This window comes from Streptomyces sp. NPDC001781, from assembly GCF_053596035.1.
In genome coordinates this window covers 21263-43033 of the sequence record NZ_JBSFFI010000009.1, presented here as the reverse complement: position 1 = coordinate 43033, position 21771 = coordinate 21263, and the positions used below count along the sequence as shown (strand labels likewise).

The following is a 21771-nucleotide window of genomic DNA, read 5'->3' as shown; positions in this document are numbered from 1 at the left end:
TCGATTCCCGCTCAGCGCGCGACGTGGGACTTGGACCAGTCGAACTCGACGAGATCCTGGACGCCCATGCGTTCGATCAGAGTGTGCAGACCGGTGTAGTCGCGGACGAGACGACTGCGGCTCTGCTCCGCCTGGCAGTCGTGGAGCATCTCGTGCCCGCCCTCGACACCGACGAGGTCCATGATCCGGTGCCACGTCGTGTAGTCGGTGGCGACGAATGCCTCCAGCCCCTCGAAGAGCATGTCGCGGAAGAAGCGTTGCTTCTTCTCGTCGAGGCGGTCGTGGACGACCTCGGCCAGCACGGCGGAGATCGAGGCGTGGCAGTACTCGTCCCGGTTGTGCAGTTTGGCCGTGCTGCTGTTGATCGGCTGGATGTCCGGGTCGTCGGCGAGCAGGTCCAGGTAGGCGTTGATGGAGATCTCGGAGACCGTCGCGAAGGCGAGGGTGGTCAGCGAGGCCTGCCAGCGCTCGGACGCGCTCTCGCGCAGGCGCAGGTGCTCGCGCGCCGTGTGGGAGACCGGCAGCTCGTGATCGGGCATCACCCAGCCACGCTTGCGGCGGGTGACGGCGCTGGCATTGAGGTGCATCAGCGTGTGGTACTGCTCGTCGACCATGGCCTGGGCCAGCGAGATGTTGAGCGCCTCGTCCTGGAGCTCGGGGTACTCGCCCTCCATGACCAGGGCGAAGGCGGGGTTGGCCACCTTCTGCTCGGCCATGATGGTGTGCCGGTTGTACGCGATCCAGGACCAGCTGAGCAGGCGGTTCTTCTTCTCGGGGTCGAGCGCCTGGAAGGTGGGGTGGTCGCGGAAGGGCAGGATCCGCTCGGGGTAGTCCGGGCGGTCGAGCTCGAAGAGGTCGTCGAGGTTCGGTTCGTCGCGCTTGACGGTGGCGCGCCGCTGCCAGTTGCCGACGAGGCGGCGGATGACGGCGCTCTCGATCTGGTCGTCGGGGTTGTGGCGGGGAACGCCCTCGGGCAGCCCCTGGAGCTCCTCCGGCAGTCCGGTCGGGAACTCTTCGTACTGAACCGGCTCGTTCCGGACGTCAGTCATGGTTCTGGCCTTACCTGGTCGAGATATCGGTGAGCTGGCGACGGGGCTCCGTACGGCGGGGGGCCGCGGAGCCCGGTCGGCCCACTGGCGGCTGTCGCAGCGCGCGGTGGGCCGGCGGCCGGCGCGGGTCAGCGCTGGGCGGCGATCCAGTAACGGGTGAGATGGCGCCGCTTGTCCTCGTAGGCGGAACGGGCGTGCACCATGCGCTGGTTGTCCCAGACCAGGACGTGGTCCTCGGGGATGAGCACCGAGACGCGGTTCTCCCGGAAGAACGCCTCGGCCTGTTCGGCGAGGCGGATACCGAAGCTACCGAGCGGCAGCTGCTCGGGGTCGACGGAGGCGTCGACCGGCGGGTCGTACTGGCCGGTGGTCAGCAGGTTGTAGCTGAAGCGCAGGATCTCCTGGCCGCCGGCGGTGACTTCGACGACCGGGCGACGCACCCCTTCGGTGCCGACTCCCCCCGTGTTGTGGCCGATCCAGTCGATCGTGCGCTCGTACAGAGCGGCCCGGTCGAGCTCGGGCAGTGAGGCGACGAACTGCCGCATGTCGGCGAGTTCGGTGTGGCCGCTGCCGCAGGTGGCCTGGACCCGGCAATGCAGGGCCAGGTAGGTGGGCGGCGGGTTCCAGCCCGGCGCCTCGGTGTGCACCAGGATCGTGTTGACGCTCTTGGAGTAGCGGCGCTCCTCGAATCCGGGAGCGGCCTTCACCTGGTAGCGCAGCGAGCCGTCGTACTGCGGAACCAGATCACCGAAGGCGCCGATCGCGGCGGCGGCCTCCTCGTCCGTGGCGATCCCCCCGAGCAGCGTGTACCCCTGCTCGGAAAGTTCCCAGGCGTGAACATCAAGGGCCGTAGACATGCAGGACTCCCCCATCCTCAGTTGGTTACGGCCGGGTGGTGACCACACGATCCGGATCGGATTCGGGCCCCCCGGCACACCCCGATGCGATCTTGCGCGACGGGAGGCGGGGCTGCAACGGCTCGCATTGTGAGATGACTCACGGAATCCAAGATTCCAACCTCCGCTTCATTACTGGATGTTGGCAGGTGAACCGAGCCTGAACGACAGTGATCCACCTCCGGTCGGGCAGCCGTCTCACGGATGGGGTATTTGGTCGTTATGAGTCGTATGACCACTATCGGCATCCGTGTCGCCAGAGGGGGGACGCCCTCTCGGCCGTCGCCGCCGTGATCGCGGACGACGCGCTGGGGGCCGCCCGCGAGTCGCCGGACGATCCGGCTCCTCACCGGTCCGACTGTGAGCGAACGCAAAGTGACCTGAAGCGGCTGCTGATCGTCGCCGACCGTGACGGCACAGCCCTCGGCAGGCTCCGGCTCGCGGTCGTTGCCGGTTCCGTCCCGCCCGAGGGCTCGACCCGCTCGGCCGTCGAGGGCGTACGGATCCACGGCTCCGAGCGCGGCCACGGCCTCGGTGCCCGGCTCGTCCAGCGGGGTGTCGACGGGTCCCGCCGTCAGGGCTGCCGACTGCTCCAGCTCGCTCCGGGCTCGGCCCGCACCGACGCCCACCGCTTCCACGAGCGGCTCGGCCGGCCAGCGACTTCGCTCAACTGTTCGCGCAGGGCTCCCCGTTGAGCCGGAACGCCCGTGGCGCCCCATTCTCCCCGCCCCGTGTCCCCACGAAGCCGAACGCGACCGTTCCGCGGGCGGCCACCGACCGGTTGTAGTACTCGGCCTCCGCCGTGACCTGGGCGCCCGTCTGGTGCGAGGTGGCGTCCCAGGTCTGGCCGATGTGCTGGCCGTCGGGGAAGGTCCAGGTCAGCCGCCAGTCGGACAGGGGGGTGTCGGTGGTGATGCGGAGGCCGGCCCGGAAACCGTCGCTCCACTCGTCGTCCAGGTGGTAGACGACACGGCAGGTGGTGGGGACGGGCGTGGGGGAAGGGGTCGCGGAGGGCTTCGGCGCCGGGGGCACCGGTCTGCGGGACCGGGTCGGGAGCGGGGAGGCGGAGACCGGGACCGTACGCGACGTCGCCGGGGCGGCCGAGCGGGAGGGGGCCGGGGTGGGGGCGGGATACGGCGTGTCCGGGGCGGCGACCGGCTTCTGGTCGTCGCGGGCGGAGACGTCGGCCTCGTCCGGGGTGCCGAAGGGCATCAGGGAGACCCCCAGGGCCACCGCCGACAGCAGGCCCGCCGCGGCGAGGAGGCTGCCGCGCAGGACGCGGCCGCGCGCCGCGTCGTCGTCCGTGCGCGCTCCCGGCCCCGCGGGCGCGCCCGGTCCGAGGCGGGCCTCGGCGGCGCGGCGGCGGCGTTCGAGGTAGGCGAGGGCGCCCCAGCCGATGACACCGCCGGCGAGCGCGGCCGGAAGACCGCCGCCGTGCAGGCGCAGGCAGGCCGCGGCCTCGGCGCACGGGACGCAGGTGGCGAGATGGCGGGAGAGGTCCTCGGGGGTCTCGGCGCCGGGCGAGCGGGTGACGGCGTCCAGCAGGCGGGCGTAGCTGCGGCACTCGCTGTCCAGCGGGCCGTCGCGGTGGGCGCGGTGGCAGCGGTCGTGGAACAGCACACGGACCTGGTCGAGTTCGGCGCCCGCGGTGAGCGGGTCGAGCCCCAGCCGGCGGGCGACGCCGGGCAGCGGGAGCGACTCCACCTCGGCGAGCCAGAGCAGCGTGGCGTCGGCCTCGGGCATGTCGCGCAGGCCGCGCAGCGCGATGGGGCGGCCCGGCGGAGGACCCGTGTAGCGGGCGGCCGCCTCGGAGCTGAGCCAGAGGCGGAGGTCGGGGTCGAGCTTGTGTCCCCTGCCCGCGCTCTCCCAGCCGGCCGCCGTCTCCCTCACGGCGGTCAGGAGTTGGGGGACGGCCGGCAGCCGGGCGGTACGGCCGCGCACGGCACCCTGCGCGGCCCTCAGCTCGCGCATCCCCAGCGTGAAGGCCTCGTCGGCCAGTTGGTGCGCCGTCCCCGCTCCGGCCGTGCACAGGTCGGCGTAGGAGAGCACCGCGTCCCAGCACTCGGTGAACAGCGCCGCTTCGGCGGCGTCCTGAGGTGGCGGCAGATCGGGCATCGGTCTCCAGCGTCCACGAGCGAGGGGCAACTCACCACAATGATGGTGGAGTTGGGGCCTCGCGGAGGCAGGAGCCTCTCACGCCGCCGCCGGGCTGACAAGCGCGTCCGGCAGATCGGGTGAGCGGCTCGTCGCCCGGCGTGAGCGTGCTCGTCCGCCGCGCGCCCGCCACTCCGCCGGAGGATACGGAAGCGGGCGCCCGGCGGTTCATGACACCGGGCCGGCGGCCGGTTCAGACCTCCACCGGCTCCTCGGCGGAGAGGCTGTCCATGAAGGAGCTGACGGAGAACACCGCGTTGCCGGGGCCGGGCGGCCCGTAGCCGGGCGGGTAGGAGAGGCCGAAGTCGTCCATGGTGTTGCGGTAGGCCTCCAGCAGCCGGATGTGGTACTCCAGCGGCGCGCCTTGCGGGTTGGCCTTGCCCAGTGGGGTGGTGGGCTCGGGGCACCAGGTGGTGAACCGGGGCGTGATGCCGTGCGACATGAAGAAGCGCAGCCCCTCGGTGGTGGAGGCGATGGCCTCGTCGACGGTGGTGAAGCCGAAGGGCTCGGCCATCTCCACGCCCGCCACGAAGTTGGGGATCACGTTGCGCGCACCGAACACGTCGGCGGAGTCCAGGATGCGCCTGTGCCACTCGTCCCGGCCGACGTACCGCTCCTTGCCGGGGCAGAACATCTTGAACAGGTACTCGTCCCACACCTCGAAGTTGGGGTGGTAGATCTGTACGCCGTAGTCCTTGAAGCGCTGGACGTCCGGCTTGGGCAGCGCCTGGGCGACGACCTTGCCGATCCAGCGGCCCGGGAAGTGCTCCTCGATGGCCTTGGCGTACCGCCCGTAGAAGTCGGCCTCGTCCAGTCCCTGGACCTTCGTCGTGATCGCGCCGCCCGTGAGTGTGTACGCGGTGGAGATCTTCGCGGTGTCGTACCTGTCGATGATCTCCAGCGCCTCGAGGACCTCGTCGACGTCCTTCACGCCCGTGTACGGCCGGCCCGCCGCCTTGTGCTGGCGCCAGTTGTGGTTGATGTCGCAGTACTGGCACTCCTCCTTGGCGCCGAAGTACTGGCAGACGCGGAAGGCGGTCAGATAGATCAGGTAGCCCCACTGGATGGTCGGGGCGACCTCCATGACCGACTTCCCGTTGGAGAGCTTGTGGCGGTAGTACTCCGGCATCGGCGGCACGCCGACGTCGGAGATCCGCTTGCCGTCGAGGTAGAGGCCGAGCTGGCCGTGCTCGTCGGCGGCGACCCGGTAGGGGGAGGCGGGGTTCACGCGTACGGAGACGACGGTACGGCGCAGGTCGTAGGGGCCGCCGGTGAGGATGATCTCCTCCGGGGGCCTGCGGAGCGCGGCCTCGCCCAGCTCGGGCAGGGTGCCGTGGTCGAAGGAGAAGATGAAGTAGGACTTCGGCTTGACCTCGCCGCTCTCGTTGTCGCTGAGGGCCGAGGCGTCGAAGGCGACTCCGCCCCGGAGCAGGTCCTCCTTGAAGACGGCCTCCCGCGGCACATGCGGGAACCGCTCCATCAGATCCTCGACCAGCGCGGTGCGGCTGCCCATCCCTGTCTCCTCCGGCTAAGGTCCCGGCTCACACGTACATCTCACACCGTATGCCCCCACTTCCCGGCAAGCCCTCCCGGGGGGGCCGTGAGGCATGCGACGTGTTGTCCGCGGTCCGGGTCTTCGCAGGTCGCGGCGGTGATGAGAGGGTCTGGGCACAGGCACTCTCGGGAGGGACGGCAGGGATGACCAGGTCGGCGCGAGCGGTCACCAACTGGGCACGGAACATCACGTACACGGCCGACGAGTTCCACCGGCCCGCCTCGCCGGACGCGCTGCGGGCACTGGTGGCGGGCAGCGCGCGGGTGCGGGTGCTGGGCAGCGGGCACTCCTTCAACCGGATCGCGGACCCCGGCACCGGGGGCGTGCTGCTGTCGGTGGCCGGGCTGCCCCCGGTGATCGACGTGGACACGACGGCCCGGACGGTACGGGTCGGGGGCGGCGTCCGGTACGCGGAGCTGGCCCGCACGGTGCACGCGCACGGGCTGGCCCTCGCCAACATGGCGTCCCTGCCGCACATCTCGGTCGCCGGGTCGGTGGCGACGGGCACCCACGGCTCCGGCGTGGGCAACGGGCCGCTCGCCTCGGCGGTGCGCGAGGTGGAACTGGTGACGGCGGACGGCGGCACGCTGCGGATCGCCCGCGACGACGCCCGCTTCGACGGCGCCGTGACCTCGCTGGGCGCGCTCGGCGTGGTCACCGCGCTCACCCTCGACCTGGAACCGGCGTACGAGGTCGAGCAGCACGTCTTCGCCGAACTCCCCCTGGACGGACTGGAGTACGAGACGGTCGCGGCCTCGGCGTACAGCGTGAGCCTGTTCACCGACTGGCGGGCACCGGGGTTCCGGCAGGTGTGGCTGAAGCGGCGCACCGACCAGGCCCCGGTGGACTTCCCGTGGGCGGAGCCCGCGGCCGGGGCGATGCATCCGGTGCCGGGGATGCCCGCGGTCAACTGCACCGAGCAGGGCGGCGTGCCCGGCCCCTGGCACGAGCGGCTGCCGCATTTCCGGGCCGAGTTCACGCCGAGCAGCGGATCGGAACTCCAGTCGGAGTACCTGCTGCCGAGGGCGGACGCCATGGTGGCGCTGCATGCCCTGCACGCGATCCGGAAGGCGCTCGCCGGGGTGGTGCTGACCTGCGAGGTCCGTACGGTCGCGGCCGACACGCAGTGGCTCAGCCCGGCGTACGGGCGCGACTCGGTGGCGCTGCACTTCACCTGGATCGAGGACGCGGCGGCCGTACTCCCCGTGGTCCGCGCGGTGGAGGCCGCGCTCGGCGCGCTGGACGCCCGGCCGCACTGGGGGAAGGTGTTCGAGATGCCGTCGGCGGTGGTGCGGGAGCGGTTCCCGAGGCTGGCCGGCTTCCGGGCACTGGCGGCCGGGCTGGACCCGGCGGGGAAGTTCGCCAACGCGTTTGTGCGGGAGATTCTTTCCTAGACCCTCTAGGATTTGGGCTAGGAATCCAAGGAGGTGGGTCATGGCGCGTGCCGGGATCACGGCCGGCCGGCTGGTCGCGGCCGCCGCCGAGCTCGCGGACGAGGCCGGCTTCGAGCAGGTCACCCTCTCCGCGCTGGCCCGGCGCTTCGGGGTGAAGGACGCGAGCCTGTACTCGCACGTCCGGAACCTGAACGACCTGCGCACCCGGCTGGCGCTGTACGCGGGCGGCGAGCTGATCGACCGCATCGCGGCGGCGGTCGCCGGACGCGCGGGCCGGGACGCGCTGGCGGCCTTCGCGAACGCGTACCGCGCCTACGCCCTGGAGCACCCCGGCCGGTACGCGGCCACCCAGATCCGCGTCGACCAGTCCCTGGTCGCGGACTCCCCCGCCCTGCGCCGCACCGCCGAGATCACCAACGGGATGCTGCGCGCCTACGGCCTCTCGGAGCCCGACCTCACGGACGCGGTACGGCTGCTGCGCAGCACCTTCCACGGCTACTGCGTCCTGGAGTCGGCGGGCGGCTTCGGCGCCGGCCGCGCGGTGGACGCCTCCTGGGACAAGGGCGTCGAGGCGCTGCACCGGGCGCTCGAACACTGGCCGAGGGAGAGCGGGTGACGACCCCCCACTTCGACGTCACCGGTACCGGCCCGGTGCTGCTGCTCCTGCCGGGCGGCGCCGGGCATCCGATGGGGCTGGGCCCGCTGGTCGCGCGGCTGGCACGCCGGTTCACCGTGGTGACGTACGACCCGCTGGGCCTGGCACACGGGCGGCTCGGGCAGCCGGTGCCGGACCAGCGGCCGAAGGACTGGGCCGACGGCGCGGACCGGGTGCTGGCCGCCGTGCTGCCGCCCGGTGAGCGGGGGTACGTCTTCGGGACCAGCTCGGGCGGGATCGCGGCGCTCGCGCTGGCGGCGCGGTACCCGGCACGAGCGGCGCACGTGGTCGCGCACGAGCCGCCGTGCGCGCTGGTGCTGCCGGACGGGGCGGAACGACGGAGGGAGCTGATCGCCGCGCTGGACGGCGCGGGGCGGCCGCCCGCCGAGGGCCCGGACGCGACCCCGATGGGCGTCTTCCTCGCCCATGTCCTGCGCCCGTTCACCGCGTACGTCCCCCCACCCGCGCTCACCCGGCTGACGCTCGCGGCCGGAGCGGATTCACGCGGCCGTCTCCCCTACGCCACAGCCGAGTTCCTGTCCCCGGGTCCCCTGCTGGAACTCCCCGGCGGCCACCTCGGCACGCTGGAGCACCCGGAGGAGTTCGCGGACCGGCTCACCGAGGCCCTCACCTCGGTTAGCGTCGAGGGATGAGCACCGACCTGGCCACCGCCCTCGCCGAGGGCCCGCCGCTCGTCCTGGACGGCGGCCTCTCCAACCAGCTGGCGTCGGCCGGCCACGACCTGAGCGACGAACTGTGGTCCGCGCGCCTGCTCGCAGAGGCCCCGGAGGCGATCACCGAGGCCCACCTCGCCTACTACCGGGCCGGCGCCGACGTGGCGATCACGGCCAGCTACCAGGCCACATTCGAGGGCTTCAGGAGGCGGGGCACCGGCCGGGCGGAGGCCGCGCGCATGATGGCGTCCAGCGTGGAACTGGCCCGCGAGGCCGCCCGGCGCGCGGAGGCCGCCCGTCCCCTGTGGGTGGCCGCGTCGGTCGGCCCGTACGGCGCGATGCTCGCGGACGGCTCCGAGTACCGGGGCCGCTACGGCCTGACCCGGGCCGAGCTGGAGCGCTTCCACCGTCCTCGTCTGGAGGTCCTCGCCGAGGCCGCGCCCGACGTCCTGGCCCTGGAGACGATCCCGGACACCGGCGAGGCAGAAGCCCTGCTGCGGGCGGTGCGCGGCCTGGGCGTCCCCGCCTGGCTCTCCTACAGCATCGACGGCGGCCGCACCCGCGCCGGCCAGCCGCTGGAGGAGGCGTTCGCCCTGGCCGCCGACGCCGAGGAGATCGTCGCGGTGGGCGTGAACTGCTGCGCCCCCGAGGACGTCCCGCACGCGGTGCGGACAGCTGCCCGGACGACCGGAAAGCCCGTGGTCGTCTACCCCAACAGCGGCGAGACCTGGAACGCCCGGACCCGCGCCTGGGACGACTCCCCCACCCTCACCCCCGCCTTCCCGGCCACGGGCGCCCGCCTCGTGGGCGGCTGCTGCCGCGTGGGCCCCGAGACGATCACCGCGATCGCCCGGGCGCTGGGCCGCGGCTGACCTTCCGGCTCAGCGCCTGCGGAGCACCGGGGACCGGCGCAGCCGCCGCACGGCCGCGAGCCGGTCCGGGAAGGGGGTCTGACCGGGCACGGCAGGGCGGGCCCAGAGGGCCAGTTCCGCGTCCCGGGGGCCGTGGGCCAGTTCAGGCCCGGCGACGTCGAAGACGCGGGTGGGGTGGGTCGGGTCCCAGGAGGGCCAGCCGGGGCTTCCCGTGGTGGCGAAGTCGACCCAGGAGGCGTGCACGGTGTCGGCCAGGGACTGCGGGGCGCCCTTGCCGGCCAGTCTCACGGCCTCCTCGACCTCGCCGGTGTCGAAGACGAAGCCGAGTTCCAGGGAGTGGCAGGAGCCGAGGGCCGGGAGGAGGGACGGCCAGGCGAACTCGTACACGTACGAGCGGGACGGGCGGGCGCCGGCCAGGCGGTGGAGAGGCAGGCGGAGCATGTGGTCGGTGACCATCTGGCCGACCAGTTCGGCGGCGCCCGCGGCGGGCCGCAGGGCGCGGTAACCGCGCGGCACCTCGGAGCCGACGTGACAGCGGGCCATCGCGCCGGCCAGGGCGACCGCGCCGAGCCGGTCGACGTGCTCGACCAGGCCGCCGGGCACCAGCCAGAGCCGGTACTCGTCGCGGGTCCAGCCCATCAGCAGGTCGACGCCGGGCGCCGCGTCGCCGTCGGTGAGGGCGGTCAGCGGGTCGGCGGGCACGAGGTCGCCGTCGACGACGAGTCCGAAGCCGGGTCCGCCCAGGACCGGGCTGCCGCGGCGGCCGGCCTCGGCCTGGGTGCGCAGCAGCAGGTCGCGGTCGACCTCGGCGAAGGCGGCGGCGGTCGCGGGCACCTTCAGCCGGGTCGCCATCCGGCGCACCATGCGCCGTACCTTCTCGCGCTCCGAGACCTCCGGCGCTCCGCTCTGCAGCACCGCGCGCCGGACCAGCCCGCGCGCCTGGGGGGCCGCGATCAGGACGCCCGTGCTGATGGCGCCGGCCGACTGCCCGGCCAGGGTGACGTTGCCGGGGTCGCCGCCGAAGGCCGCGATGGACTCGTGGACCCAGCGCAGCGCCGCGAGCTGGTCGCGCAGGCCCAGGTTGGCGGGGGCGTCGGGGAAGAGGCCGTAGCCCTCGACGCCGAGCCGGTAGTTGACCGAGACGAGGACGACGCCGTCGCGGGCGAAGGCCCGGCCGTCGTACACCGGTACCGCCGAGGAGCCCCTGGTCAGAGCCCCGCCGTGCAGCCATACCAGGACCGGGAGGCGGGCGCCGGGGCCGGGCTCGGGGGTCCAGACGTTGAGGTTGAGGCAGTCGTCGCCCGGCACCGAGGGATCGGAGAGGTACTGGGCGAACGCCTCGGAGTACGGGGGTTTCGGCGCGGTCGGCCCGAAGGCTCCGGCGTCGCGCACGCCGTCCCAGGTCTCGGGCGGCTCGGGCGCGCGGAAGCGGCGGAGACCGAAGGGGGGCGCCGCGTAGGGGATTCCCCGGAACACCGCGTTCCCGTGCTCGTACCGGCCGCGTACCGCGCCGTACGGGGTGCGGGCCACCGGGCCCGTCCGGTCAGCCGTCATGACCCACCAGCCCTTCGTCGCCGGTGCGGCCGCCGCGGCGGCACGCACCACATCTTTCTGCCAGAGCGCCGCGCGGAGTGGATCTATTCCGGCGCACCGACCGTCCGTACGGTCAGTCGTCCTCGGAATCCCCGGGCGGCTGGTGGCCGCTCCTGGTGTGGCCGCGCAGCCGGCCGGTGATGTCCTCCGGGGGCAGGAAGCGGGACCAGCGTTCCGGGAACTCGGACGGCATGTCGGGGTCGTCCGGGTCGGCGTCGCGCAGTCCGGCCGCCCAGGCCACGTAGTCCGCGACCTGGGCCTCCCGCTGACGTTCGTTGGCCTCGCGGGCGGCAGCCGTGGCCGCGGCGGGCCAGACCCGGTCGATGGCGGCGTTGACAGCGGCACCGACCAGCACGGCGAACGCCGACACGCCGATCCACAGGAGCACCGCGACGGCGGCGGCGAGGGAGCCGTAGATGGTGGCGCCCTCGATGGTGTGGGTGAGGTAGACGCGCAGCAGGAGGCTGCCGACCACCCACATGGCGAGGGCGACCAGTGCCCCCGGCACGTCCTCGATCCAGGGCGAGCGGACCGGTACGGAGACGTGGTACAGCGTGGTCAGGAAGGCGACGGAGAGCACGAGGACGACCGGCCAGTACAGCACCTGGACGAGCGTGGCCGACCAGGGCAGCACCCCGACCACCGCGTCCGGCCCGGCCACCATCAGCGGCAGCGCCACCGAACCGATCAGCAGGGCCACCACGAAGAGCAGGAACGCCATGATCCGGGTCTTGACGATGCCCCGGACGCCGTCGAGGCCGTACATCACGGTGATGGTGTCGATGAAGACGTTCACCGCGCGCGAGCCCGACCAGAGGGCGAACAGGAAGCCGATGGAGATGACGTCGGGCCGGCCGCCCTTCATCACGTCGTCCAGGATCGGCTCGGCGATCTCCTTGACGCCCTTGTCGGACAGGACGGTGCGGGAGGCTTCGAGGAGGTTGGTCTCCAGGCTGTGGATGGTGTCGGCGCCGGTCCAGTCGTCGACGTAGCCGAGCAGGCCGATGAGGCTGAGCAGCAGCGGGGGCACGGACAGCAGCGTGAAGAACGCGGCCTCGGCGGCGAGGCCCAGGATGCGGTACTCCATGCAGGAATTGACGGTGTCCGTCAGCAGCAGCCAGGCCGTCCTCCGTTTGGAGACGTTCCGGTAGAGAGCCTTGGCCCGGTGGAGGCGACCGTGGGGCTGCTTGGAGGATTCGCTTGCTGACTGCACGTCCTAACGGTATCCGCCGCACCACGTGCCCCTCACCTCGCGGGGCACGCCACGCGACGGCGCCGGCCGGCGGTGCGGCGCCGTGGGGGCGGTGCCGCGCCGACTCGGCACCGCCCCCACGGCACGGGCCCGCGACCGGGCGCACGCCGCCCTCGGGCGGCGCGGGAGTCAAGTCTCCTGCCACCCTGCCGGGTTCACCAGGGTCGCAGGGGGTTGCATCTTGTCGCCGACGATGCGCGGAGGGTGTTCCCCGGCCCCGGGGACGGCCGGCTCTTCGGCGTGGCGGACATCGGCGGACCACGTCAGCGCACGTGCCCCCGCCGGGCACGTGCGCGGCGGGGCCGCCGGCCGGGGGCTGGTTGCCGCAGGCGGCCGCCGAACCGTCGTGCGGCGAAGGGAGGTTGGTGATGGTGGTGGTAGCCGTTCAGGACGCGTCGAGCGCCCTCTTTCACGCCGGGCGCCTCCTGCCGCGCACCCGGCATCTTCCGGGTATTTGCGGCCTCTTGGCCCCGGTACGGCGTGTGCTGCCGTAGCATCCGAGACGGGTCCGTCCAGTGCCGGGTGAGCAACATGACCATCGCCGGGCACAGTTGGCCCGTCTCGGGAGGAGACATGAAGCAGCGCGGCAGACACCGCAGGCGCAGACGGGGCGTGGCGTTGCGCGCGGCCCTCACCGGGACCGGCCTGGCGCTCACCGCGGCGGCCACGCTGATCAGCACCTCCCAGGCCGAGGTGGCCGGGAACCCCGGCGCGCTCAGGCCCCTCACCGCCGCCTCCGACACCGCCCCGCTGCGCCTGGAGGAACGCCTGGAGCCCGCCCCCGAGCTGAACCGGCTCTCCGCGGCCATGGGCCGCCCGGTCGGCGTGGACACCGTGCTCGGCGACGCCGACCGCCGGATGCGCGCGGGCGCCGACTGCGCAGGTGACGACCGCTCCTCACTGCCGCTGAGCCCCGAGGCCACCCGTTCCTACTGCTGGGACCCGGCGGACACGGCCGACACCGCCTGGCGTCCCGCCGCCGTGACCACCTCCGGCGACGCCGACGAGGACGGGGTGTGGGGCCGCCACCGGGTGGTGCTGACCGGCTGGAGCCACGCCACGGACACGGGGCGCCCGGCCGAGCGCGGCCTGACCCGCGTCGCCTTCACCGATCTCGACGACCCCGCCCGCCCGGTCTACCGCTGGGTCCTGCTGGTGGTGCCGGCCGCAGGCGGCCGGGACTACCGCCCCCTGGCCCCGGGTGTGTCCGGCATGGTGTGGAACCACGGCAAGCTGCTGGTCAGCGCGTCCGGCGGCGGGGCCGAGGCGCTGTACGTCTTCGACCTGGACCGCATCCAGCGCACCACCACCAACGAGCCCGCCGTGGGCCGGGTGCCGCACGGCTGGTCGGCGGCCGGGTACCGGTACGTACTGCCCGCCGTGGGCTCCTACCGCTACACGCAGGGCCGATGCGAGGGTGGCCGCCCGCCCTGTCCCGGACCGCTGGCACTGGACCGCGGCGCCGCCCCGGACAGCCTGGTCGCGGCAGAGCGCACCTCCCCGGACGGCGCCCGCCGGGCCCGGCTGTGGCGGTACGCGTTCAGCGACTCCCCCGCGCGGGCCGGCCTGCTCGCCACCGACTCCGCCGGGCACGCCGACGCCGTCGAGGTCTTCCGGACCAAGGCACGCGGCGTGCGGGGCGTGCTGTCGTACCGGCACGCCGGGGCGCCGGGCGCGTCCTGGTACACCGGCCAGTTGCCCGGGGCCGAGGACGGCAGGGGCGGGCTGTGGCGGCAGGACACGGACGGCGCGAAGGGCGCCCGGTGCGGGTCGGACGGCTCGCACCACTGCTGGACCGAGTCGGCGGTGTCGCTGTCGTACTGGCAGGAGACCGGCGAGGTGTGGTCGCTGTCGGACCGGATGCTGTTCGCCGTCCCGCTGGCCGCGCTGGAACGCTCGCTGGACTGAGCCGCGCCCACATCGCCGGCGATCGACAGCCGCGTGGGCGGGATGATTCCCTGAAGCCCATGAGCAGCGTCCCTGTCACCACCTGGTCCCTCGAACAGACCTCGCCGTCCGACCTCCTGCCCGCCGCGGCACCCGAGGGCGACGCGCTGCGGATCGTACGGGCCGAGGTGCCCTCCCCCGAGTTCAGCCGGTTCCTGTACGCCTCGGTCGGCGGCGACATCCGCTGGACCGACCGGCTCGGCTGGACCCACGCCCGGTGGCGGGAGTACCTGGCGAGGCCCGGCGTGGAGACCTGGGTGGCGTACGAGCGGGGCACGCCCGCCGGGTACGTCGAGCTGGAGGCGACCGGGGAGGGCGTGGTGGAGATCGCCTACTTCGGGCTGCTGCCCGCGTTCCGCGGGCGCCGCATCGGCGGACATCTGCTGTCGGTGGGCACCGCCCGCGCCTGGGACCTGGCGGCCCGGTGGCCGGATCTCACCCCGGTGAAGCGGGTGTGGCTGCACACGTGCAGCAAGGACGGGCCGTACGCGCTGGACAACTATCTGAGGCGCGGCTTCACGCTGTTCGACACGAAGGTGGAGCTGGAGGCGGACCTCCCGACCCCGGGACCGTGGCCGGGTGCGTTCCTGGACGACTGAGCGGCACGTCACCCCGGCAGCCGTCTCGCCATTCAGAATAGATTCGTCCAGATGACGGACAATGCTGGACTGGCCGGAGAAGCGCGTGACACGCTGCCGTCATGTCTGGAACTGGGATCGCCCTGGTGAGTCGACGCCACGTCGACCTCGGCCGCATGTCCAGTGCCATGTGTCGGGCGAGCTGAGTACTCCAGCACCGCCGACCTCTTCTCCATCCCCCGTTCAGCGCAAAGCCGCGCAGGCGTGCCCGCGTGCGCGAGAGCGCGCAGGCCAGAGCCGCCCACCCGAAGCCCCCGCCTGACTGCCTGTTCCTAAGGACGTAGAACCATGGCCCCGAGTCCCCAGGACCCCGCTGCCGCCGCGCCCCGCCGCAAGGTGAGCCGTCACCGTGGTGAGGGCCAGTGGGCGGCGGGACACCACACCCCGCTCAACGGCAACGAACAGTTCAAGAAGGACGACGACGGTCTCAATGTGCGGACACGCATTGAGACGATCTACTCCAAGCGGGGCTTCGACTCCATCGACCCCAACGACCTGCGCGGCCGCATGCGCTGGTGGGGTCTGTACACCCAGCGCAAGCCCGGTATCGACGGCGGCAAGACCGCGGTGCTCGAACCGGAGGAGCTGGACGACAAGTACTTCATGCTGCGGGTCCGTATCGACGGGGGCCGGCTGACCACCGCCCAGTTGCGTGTGATCGGCGAGATCTCGCAGGAGTTCGCGCGCGGCACCGCCGACATCACCGACCGGCAGAACATCCAGTTGCACTGGATCAGGATCGAGGACGTGCCCGAGATCTGGCGGCGTCTGGAGGACGTCGGGCTGTCCACCACGGAGGCGTGCGGCGACACCCCCCGCGTGATCCTCGGCTCGCCGGTCGCGGGGATCGCCGAGGACGAGATCATCGACGGCACCCCGGCCATCGAGGAGATCCAGCGCCGGGTGATCGGCAACAAGGCGTTCTCCAACCTGCCCCGCAAGTTCAAGTCGGCGATCTCCGGCTCCCCCCTGCTGGACGTGGCGCACGAGATCAACGACATCGCGCTGGTCGGTGTGGAGCACCCAGAGCACGGGCCTGGCTTCGACCTGTGGGTGGGCGGCGGCCTGTCCACCAACCCGAAGATCGGCGTCCGGCTGGGCGCCTGGGTCCCGCTCGACGAGGTGGCCGACGTCCACGAGGGCGTCATCTCGATCTTCCGTGACTACGGCTACCGCCGGCTCCGCAACCGCGCCCGGCTGAAGTTCCTGGTGGCGGACTGGGGCCCGGAGAAGTTCCGCCAGGTGCTGGAGGACGAGTACCTGGGCCGCAAGCTGCTCGACGGTCCGGCGCCCGAGCAGCCGGTGGAGCGCTGGCGCGACCACGTCGGCGTGCACCGCCAGCGCGACGGCCTCTTCTACGTGGGCTTCGCCCCGCGCGTCGGCCGGGTCGACGGCCCCACGCTGGCGAAGATCGCCGGTGTCGCCGAAGAGCACGGCTCCGGCCGGGTCCGTACCACCACCGAGCAGAAGATGATCGTGCTGGACGTGGAGGGCGACCGGGTCGACTCGCTGGTCGCCGGTCTGGAGGCGCTGGACCTGCGGGTCAGCCCCTCGCCGTTTCGCCGGGGCACCATGGCCTGCACCGGCATCGAGTTCTGCAAGCTGGCCATCGTCGAGACCAAGGCGCGCGGCAGCGCCCTCATCGACGAACTGGAGCGCCGCCTGCCGGAGTTCGACGAGCCGATCACCATCAACCTCAACGGCTGCCCGAACGCGTGCGCCCGTATCCAGGTGGCGGACATCGGTCTCAAGGGTCAGTTGGTGGTGGACGAGGACGGCAACCAGGTCGAGGGCTACCAGGTGCATCTGGGCGGCGCGCTCGGGCTGGAGGCGGGCTTCGGCCGCAAGGTGCGCGGCCTGAAGGTCACGTCGAAGGAACTGCCCGACTACGTCGAGCGGGTCCTGCGCCGCTTCGAGGCCGAACGCGCGGACGGCGAGCGGTTCGCCGCGTGGGCCGCGCGGGCAGACGAGGAGGCGCTGTCGTGAGCGAGCGTGCCGCACCGTTCCACTGCCCCTACTGCGGGGACGAGGACCTGCGCCCGAGCGAGGAGGGTCATGGCGCCTGGGAATGCGGAGCCTGCAATCGCGCCTTCCGGCTCAAGTTCCTCGGGCTGCTCTCCCGGGGGCTGAAGCGGGGCGACGACGAAGGGGACGCCCGGACATGACGAACACTCAGCAAAGCTTTTCCGAGGGTGAGTTGAGGGAGCTTGCCGAGCGCGCCGGGCGTGCGCTGGAGGACGCGCCCGCGCTGGAGGTGCTGCGCTGGGCGGTGGACACCTTCGCCGACGGGTTCTGCGTGACCTCCTCCATGGAGGACGCCGTGGTGGCCCACCTGGCCTCGCGGGTACGGCCCGGCGTGGACGTGGTGTTCCTCGACACCGGCTACCACTTCCCCGAGACCATCGGCACCCGGGACGCCGTGGACGCCGTGATGGACGTCAACGTCGTCACGCTCACCCCCGCGAGGACGGTGGCCGAGCAGGACGCGGAGCACGGGCCCCGGCTGCACGACCGCGACCCCGACCTGTGCTGCGCCCTGCGCAAGGTCCAGCCGCTCGAAGCCGGTCTGACGGAGTACCAGGCGTGGGCGACCGGACTGCGCCGGGACGAGTCGCCGACCCGGGCGGACACCCCGGTCGTCGGCTGGGACGCCCGGCGCCGCAAGGTCAAGGTCTCCCCGATCGCCCGCTGGACCCAGGACGACGTGGACGCCTACGTCGCCGAACACGGCGTGCTGACCAACCCGTTGCTGATGGACGGCTACGCCTCGGTGGGCTGCGCGCCCTGCACCCGGCGGGTGCTGGCGGGCGAGGACGCGCGAGCCGGCCGCTGGGCCGGGCGGGGCAAGACCGAATGCGGGCTGCACGGATGACGACCGACCGATACGAGGAGCGAGGACACGTGACGACCGGAGCCACCGTCTGGCTCACTGGTCTGCCGAGCGCCGGCAAGACCACCATCGCCACCGAACTGGCCGGCCGGCTGCGCGCCGAGGGGCGGCGCGTGGAGGTGCTCGACGGCGACGAGATCCGCGAGTTCCTCTCTGCCGGGCTCGGCTTCGCCCGCGAGGACCGGCACACCAACGTCCAGCGTATCGGCTTCGTCGCCGAACTGCTGGCCCGCAACGGCGTGCTGGCGCTGGTCCCGGTGATCGCGCCCTACGCGGACAGCCGTGAGGCGGTGCGCAAGCGGCACGCGGCGAACGGCACCCCCTACCTGGAGGTCCATGTGGCGACCCCGGTCGAGGTGTGCGGCGAGCGGGACGTGAAGGGGCTGTACGCCCGGCAGGCGGCGGGCGAGCTGACCGGGCTCACCGGTGTGGACGACCTGTACGAGGAGCCGGCGGCACCGGACCTCCGGATCGAGACGCAGGGGCAGACCGCCACGCAGTCGGCGGCCTCGGTGCACACCCTGCTCGGCGAGAGGGGACTGGCATGACGACCGTCACCGAGGTGACCGGGGGCGGCGAGGGCACGGACAGCCCGTACGCCCTCTCGCATCTGGACGCGCTGGAGTCCGAGGCGGTGCACATCTTCCGCGAGGTGGCGGGCGAGTTCGAGAACCCGGTGATCCTGTTCTCCGGGGGCAAGGACTCGATCGTCATGCTGCATCTGGCGCTGAAGGCGTTCGCGCCCGCGCCCGTGCCCTTCGCCCTGCTCCATGTGGACACCGGACACAACTTCCCCGAGGTGCTGGAGTACCGGGACCGTGTGGTGACCGCACACGGGCTGCGCCTCCATGTGGCCTCCGTCCAGGACTACATCGACCGGGGTGTGCTCAAGGAACGTCCCGACGGCACCCGCAACCCGCTGCAGACGCTGCCGCTGACGGAGAAGATCCAGAGCGAGCGGTTCGACGCGGTGTTCGGCGGCGGGCGGCGCGACGAGGAGAAGGCCCGCGCCAAGGAGCGGGTGTTCTCCCTGCGGGACGAGTTCTCCCAGTGGGACCCGCGCCGCCAGCGCCCGGAGCTGTGGAACCTGTACAACGGCCGTCACGCCCCCGGTGAGCACGTGCGGGTGTTCCCGCTCTCCAACTGGACCGAGCTGGACGTGTGGCAGTACATCGCCCGCGAGTCCATCGAGCTGCCGGAGATCTACTTCGCCCACGAACGCGAGGTGTTCTCCCGCAGCGGCATGTGGCTGACGGCAGGCGAGTGGGGCGGCCCGAAGGACAGCGAGCCGGTGCAGACCCGGCTGGTGCGCTACCGCACGGTCGGCGACATGTCCTGCACCGGCGCCGTCGACTCCGACGCCACCACCCTGGAGGCGGTCATCACCGAGATCGCCGCGTCCCGGCTCACCGAACGGGGCGCCACCCGCGCCGACGACAAGCTCTCCGAAGCCGCGATGGAAGACCGCAAGCGCGAGGGGTACTTCTGATCATGAGCACGATCACCGCCGAGGCGCTGTCGGCCACCACCCTGCTCCGGTTCGCCACCGCGGGCTCGGTCGACGACGGCAAGTCCACCCTGGTCGGACGGCTGCTGCACGACTCCAAGTCGGTCCTGGCCGACCAGCTGGAGGCCGTGGAACGGGCGTCCGCGAGCCGGGGCCAGGAGGCACCGGACCTGGCGCTGCTCACCGACGGCCTGCGGGCCGAGCGCGAGCAGGGCATCACCATCGACGTGGCCTACCGCTACTTCGCCACCCCGCGCCGCCGCTTCATCCTGGCGGACACGCCGGGGCACGTGCAGTACACCCGGAACATGGTCACCGGCGCCTCCACCGCCGAACTGACCGTGGTCCTGGTCGACGCCCGCAACGGCGTGGTCGAGCAGACCCGCCGCCACGCGGCGATCGCCGCCCTCCTCCGCGTCCCGCACGTGGTGCTCGCGGTGAACAAGATGGACCTGGTCGGCTACGAGGAGCGCGTCTTCGCCGCCATCGCCGAGGAGTTCACGGCGTACGCGACCGAGCTGGGCGTCCCGGAGGTCACCGCGATACCGATCTCGGCGCTCGCCGGGGACAACGTGGTCGACGCCTCCGCCCGGATGGACTGGTACGGCGGCCCGACCGTGCTGGAGCACCTGGAGACGGTGCCGGTCAGCCACGACCTGGCGCACTGCCACGCCAGGCTGCCGGTGCAGTACGTGATCCGCCCGCAGACCGCCGAACTCCCCGACTACCGGGGCTACGCCGGGCAGATCGCGGCCGGCACCTTCCGGGTGGGCGAGGAGGTCACGGTGCTGCCGTCCGGCCGCACCACCCGGATCGCCGGGATCGACCTGCTGGGCGAGCCGGTGGACGTGGCCTGGACGACCCAGTCGGTGACCGTGCTGCTGGCGGACGACGTGGACGTCTCGCGCGGCGACCTGATCGTGCCGAGCAAGGACGCGCCCGCGACCACGCAGGACGTGGAGGCGACCGTCTGCCATGTGGCCGACCAGCCGCTGACCGTCGGCCACCGGGTGCTGCTCAAGCACGGCACCCGCACGGTCAAGGCGATCGTCAAGGACATCCCCTCCCGGCTCACCCTGGCCGACCTCTCCCTGCACCCGCATCCGGGCACGCTCGCCGCCAACGACATCGGCCGGGTCAAGATCCGTACCGCCGAGCCGCTGCCGGTGGACTCCTACGCCGACTCGCGACGCACCGGCTCCTTCATCCTGATCGACCCCGGCGACGGCACCACCCTCACCGCGGGCATGGTCGGCGAGTCCTTCGCCGCGCCCGAGCCGGTGAGGGACGCCGACGACGACGGGTGGGACTTCTGACCATGCAGCGCACCGAGGTCTTCTCGACGTTCGCCAAGGAGGGCGGCCGCATCGGCAGCGGCGCGCTCGGCTCGGGGCAGGGCGGGGTCGCGCGATGTGCGCGCTGACGTACGCGCACCGCTCGCGCGCCCTGCTCCCCCACGCAACGTCCTCCTCCCACCCGACGACGTCCCGGTTGCGACGACGAAGACCCATCGACCTCCCGGCCACGGCCTGACCGCCGTGCCCCCGGGCCGACGAGAGGAAACGCCTCCCGTGCCTGCCATCAGTTCGCCGCTGCCGCGCCGCGGTCTCACCGTCCTCGCCGTACTCCCGCTGCTGGCCCTCGCGGCCTGCGGTTACGGGTCCGAGGCCAAGGACGACGCCGCCAACCAGAAGGTCGCCGCCGGAGCCAGGAAGATCGACGGCCTGGACTCCGTGAAGATCGGCTACTTCGGCAACCTCACCCACGCCACCGCGCTGGTCGGCCGCCAGCAGGGGCTGTTCCAGAAGGAACTGGGCGCCACCAAGGCCGACTACGCCACCTTCAACGCGGGCCCCTCCGAGATCGAGGCGCTCAACTCCGGCTCCATCGACATCGGCTGGATCGGCCCCTCCCCCGCGATCAACGGCTACACCAAGTCCGGCGGCCGCAGCCTGAAGATCATCAGCGGTTCGGCGTCCGGCGGAGTGAAGCTGGTCGTCAACCCGAAGAAGATCAAGTCGCTGAAGGACGTCAAGGGCAAGCGGATCGCCACGCCCCAGCTCGGCAACACCCAGGACGTCGCCTTCCTCAACTGGGCGGCGGAGCAGGGTTACAAGGTCGACGCGCAGAGCGGCAAGGGTGACGTCACCGTGGTCCGCAGCGACAACAAGGTGACCCCGGACGCCTTCAAGGCCGGTTCCCTGGACGGCGCGTGGGTGCCGGAGCCGACCGCCTCCAAGCTGGTCGCCGAGGGCGGCAGGGTGCTGCTGGACGAGTCCGGCCTGTGGCCGGACAAGAAGTTCGTGATCACCAACGTGATCGTGTCGCAGAAGTTCCTCAAGGCCCACCCGAAGGCCGTCGAGGCGGTCCTGCGGGCCTCGGTGCGCACCAACAAGTGGATCAAGGCCAACCCGGACGCGGCGAAGGAGTCGGCGAACAGGCAGTTGGAGGCCGACTCCGGGAAGTCCCTGCCCCCGGCCGTGCTGGACCCGGCGTGGAAGTCGATCCAGACCACCGACGACCCGCTGGCCGCGACCCTGGGCACCGAGGCCGACCACGCGGTCAAGGCGGGCCTGCTGGCCGAGCCCGACCTCAAGGGCATCTACGACCTGACCCTGCTCAACAAGGTGCTCGGCGCCGAGGGCGCCCCCAAGGTCGACGCCGCCGGGCTCGGCACCGACTGACCGACGCCGAC

21 protein-coding genes are annotated in these 21771 nt (G+C 72.4%); 15 read left to right on the top strand and 6 right to left on the bottom strand.

The features are described 5' to 3' along the window. Positions 1-11: 11 nt before the first annotated feature. Together ACWCV3_RS10955 and ACWCV3_RS10950 are read right to left on the bottom strand one after the other, a co-directional pair. Positions 12-1049, bottom strand: a complete 1038-nt coding sequence (locus ACWCV3_RS10955) for an AurF N-oxygenase family protein (protein WP_451221621.1) — start codon at positions 1047-1049, stop codon at positions 12-14. A 128-nt stretch (positions 1050-1177) separates the two neighbouring features. Beyond that, positions 1178-1906, bottom strand: coding sequence for a TauD/TfdA family dioxygenase (locus ACWCV3_RS10950; protein ID WP_451221618.1), 729 nt, complete (start codon positions 1904-1906; stop codon positions 1178-1180). A gap of 329 nt (positions 1907-2235) precedes the next feature. On the opposite strand from ACWCV3_RS10950, the gene ACWCV3_RS10945 reads away from it, so the two are divergent. Further along, positions 2236-2640: a GNAT family N-acetyltransferase gene (locus ACWCV3_RS10945; RefSeq protein WP_451221615.1), complete on the top strand. Its 405-nt coding sequence runs from the start codon at positions 2236-2238 to the stop codon at positions 2638-2640. Here the strand turns inward: ACWCV3_RS10945 and ACWCV3_RS10940 are convergent. Together ACWCV3_RS10940 and ACWCV3_RS10935 are read right to left on the bottom strand one after the other, a co-directional pair. Then, positions 2612-4060 carry a cellulose binding domain-containing protein gene (locus tag ACWCV3_RS10940; protein ID WP_451221612.1) on the bottom strand — a complete coding sequence of 483 codons (1449 nt, stop codon included), beginning with the start codon at positions 4058-4060 and terminating at the stop codon, positions 2612-2614. The two genes, ACWCV3_RS10945 and ACWCV3_RS10940, sit on opposite strands and share 29 nt — an antisense overlap. A gap of 232 nt (positions 4061-4292) precedes the next feature. Further along, positions 4293-5612, bottom strand: coding sequence for a radical SAM protein (locus ACWCV3_RS10935; RefSeq protein ID WP_451221609.1), 1320 nt, complete (start codon positions 5610-5612; stop codon positions 4293-4295). A 185-nt stretch (positions 5613-5797) separates the two neighbouring features. On the opposite strand from ACWCV3_RS10935, the gene ACWCV3_RS10930 reads away from it, so the two are divergent. From ACWCV3_RS10930 to mmuM, 4 genes are read left to right on the top strand one after another with little or no spacing between them, the layout of a single operon-like run. After that, the gene (locus ACWCV3_RS10930; protein WP_451221606.1) at positions 5798-7048 is read left to right on the top strand and encodes an FAD-binding protein; all 1251 of its coding nucleotides are present in this window, start codon (positions 5798-5800) and stop codon (positions 7046-7048) included. A gap of 40 nt (positions 7049-7088) precedes the next feature. After that, positions 7089-7664 carry a TetR/AcrR family transcriptional regulator gene (locus tag ACWCV3_RS10925; protein ID WP_451221603.1) on the top strand — a complete coding sequence of 192 codons (576 nt, stop codon included), beginning with the start codon at positions 7089-7091 and terminating at the stop codon, positions 7662-7664. After that, on the top strand, positions 7661-8356 hold the full coding sequence (locus tag ACWCV3_RS10920) for an alpha/beta fold hydrolase (protein ID WP_451221600.1): 696 nt from the start codon (positions 7661-7663) through the stop codon (positions 8354-8356). Before ACWCV3_RS10925 ends, ACWCV3_RS10920 begins: the two co-directional genes overlap by 4 nt. Further along, positions 8353-9249, top strand: coding sequence for a homocysteine S-methyltransferase (mmuM, locus tag ACWCV3_RS10915; RefSeq protein ID WP_451221597.1), 897 nt, complete (start codon positions 8353-8355; stop codon positions 9247-9249). The genes ACWCV3_RS10920 and mmuM overlap by 4 nt, the downstream gene beginning before the upstream one ends. A gap of 9 nt (positions 9250-9258) precedes the next feature. Here the strand turns inward: mmuM and ACWCV3_RS10910 are convergent, their stop codons facing one another. Continuing rightward, entirely contained in the window at positions 9259-10803 is a 1545-nt protein-coding gene (locus tag ACWCV3_RS10910) for a carboxylesterase/lipase family protein (protein WP_451221594.1), read from the bottom strand. A gap of 112 nt (positions 10804-10915) precedes the next feature. Next, the gene (locus tag ACWCV3_RS10905; RefSeq protein ID WP_451221591.1) at positions 10916-12055 is read right to left on the bottom strand and encodes a YihY/virulence factor BrkB family protein; all 1140 of its coding nucleotides are present in this window, start codon (positions 12053-12055) and stop codon (positions 10916-10918) included. Positions 12056-12667: 612 nt separating this feature from the next. Here ACWCV3_RS10905 and ACWCV3_RS10900 point away from each other — a divergent pair. From ACWCV3_RS10900 to ACWCV3_RS10855, 10 genes are all read left to right on the top strand, one after another. Next, complete coding sequence (locus ACWCV3_RS10900) at positions 12668-14002, top strand: hypothetical protein (protein ID WP_451221588.1); 1335 nt, start codon at positions 12668-12670, stop codon at positions 14000-14002. A 59-nt stretch (positions 14003-14061) separates the two neighbouring features. After that, the gene (locus ACWCV3_RS10895; RefSeq protein WP_451221585.1) at positions 14062-14640 is read left to right on the top strand and encodes a GNAT family N-acetyltransferase; all 579 of its coding nucleotides are present in this window, start codon (positions 14062-14064) and stop codon (positions 14638-14640) included. Positions 14641-14741: 101 nt separating this feature from the next. Next, positions 14742-14825, top strand: coding sequence for a putative leader peptide (locus ACWCV3_RS10890; protein ID WP_350748019.1), 84 nt, complete (start codon positions 14742-14744; stop codon positions 14823-14825). Positions 14826-14967: 142 nt separating this feature from the next. Further along, positions 14968-16665 carry a nitrite/sulfite reductase gene (locus ACWCV3_RS10885; protein ID WP_451221582.1) on the top strand — a complete coding sequence of 566 codons (1698 nt, stop codon included), beginning with the start codon at positions 14968-14970 and terminating at the stop codon, positions 16663-16665. Next, positions 16662-16844, top strand: a complete 183-nt coding sequence (locus tag ACWCV3_RS10880) for a hypothetical protein (RefSeq protein WP_451221579.1) — start codon at positions 16662-16664, stop codon at positions 16842-16844. Before ACWCV3_RS10885 ends, ACWCV3_RS10880 begins: the two co-directional genes overlap by 4 nt. After that, entirely contained in the window at positions 16841-17551 is a 711-nt protein-coding gene (locus ACWCV3_RS10875) for a phosphoadenylyl-sulfate reductase (protein ID WP_451221576.1), read from the top strand. The genes ACWCV3_RS10880 and ACWCV3_RS10875 overlap by 4 nt, the downstream gene beginning before the upstream one ends. Continuing rightward, positions 17533-18117, top strand: a complete 585-nt coding sequence (gene cysC, locus ACWCV3_RS10870) for an adenylyl-sulfate kinase (protein ID WP_451221573.1) — start codon at positions 17533-17535, stop codon at positions 18115-18117. The genes ACWCV3_RS10875 and cysC overlap by 19 nt, the downstream gene beginning before the upstream one ends. Next, positions 18114-19058, top strand: a complete 945-nt coding sequence (gene cysD, locus ACWCV3_RS10865; RefSeq protein WP_451221570.1) for a sulfate adenylyltransferase subunit CysD — start codon at positions 18114-18116, stop codon at positions 19056-19058. Before cysC ends, cysD begins: the two co-directional genes overlap by 4 nt. A gap of 2 nt (positions 19059-19060) precedes the next feature. Beyond that, complete coding sequence (locus tag ACWCV3_RS10860; protein WP_451221567.1) at positions 19061-20392, top strand: sulfate adenylyltransferase subunit 1; 1332 nt, start codon at positions 19061-19063, stop codon at positions 20390-20392. 255 nt (positions 20393-20647) lie between these two features. Continuing rightward, the gene (locus tag ACWCV3_RS10855) at positions 20648-21760 is read left to right on the top strand and encodes an aliphatic sulfonate ABC transporter substrate-binding protein (protein ID WP_451221564.1); all 1113 of its coding nucleotides are present in this window, start codon (positions 20648-20650) and stop codon (positions 21758-21760) included. Positions 21761-21771 lie beyond the last annotated feature (11 nt).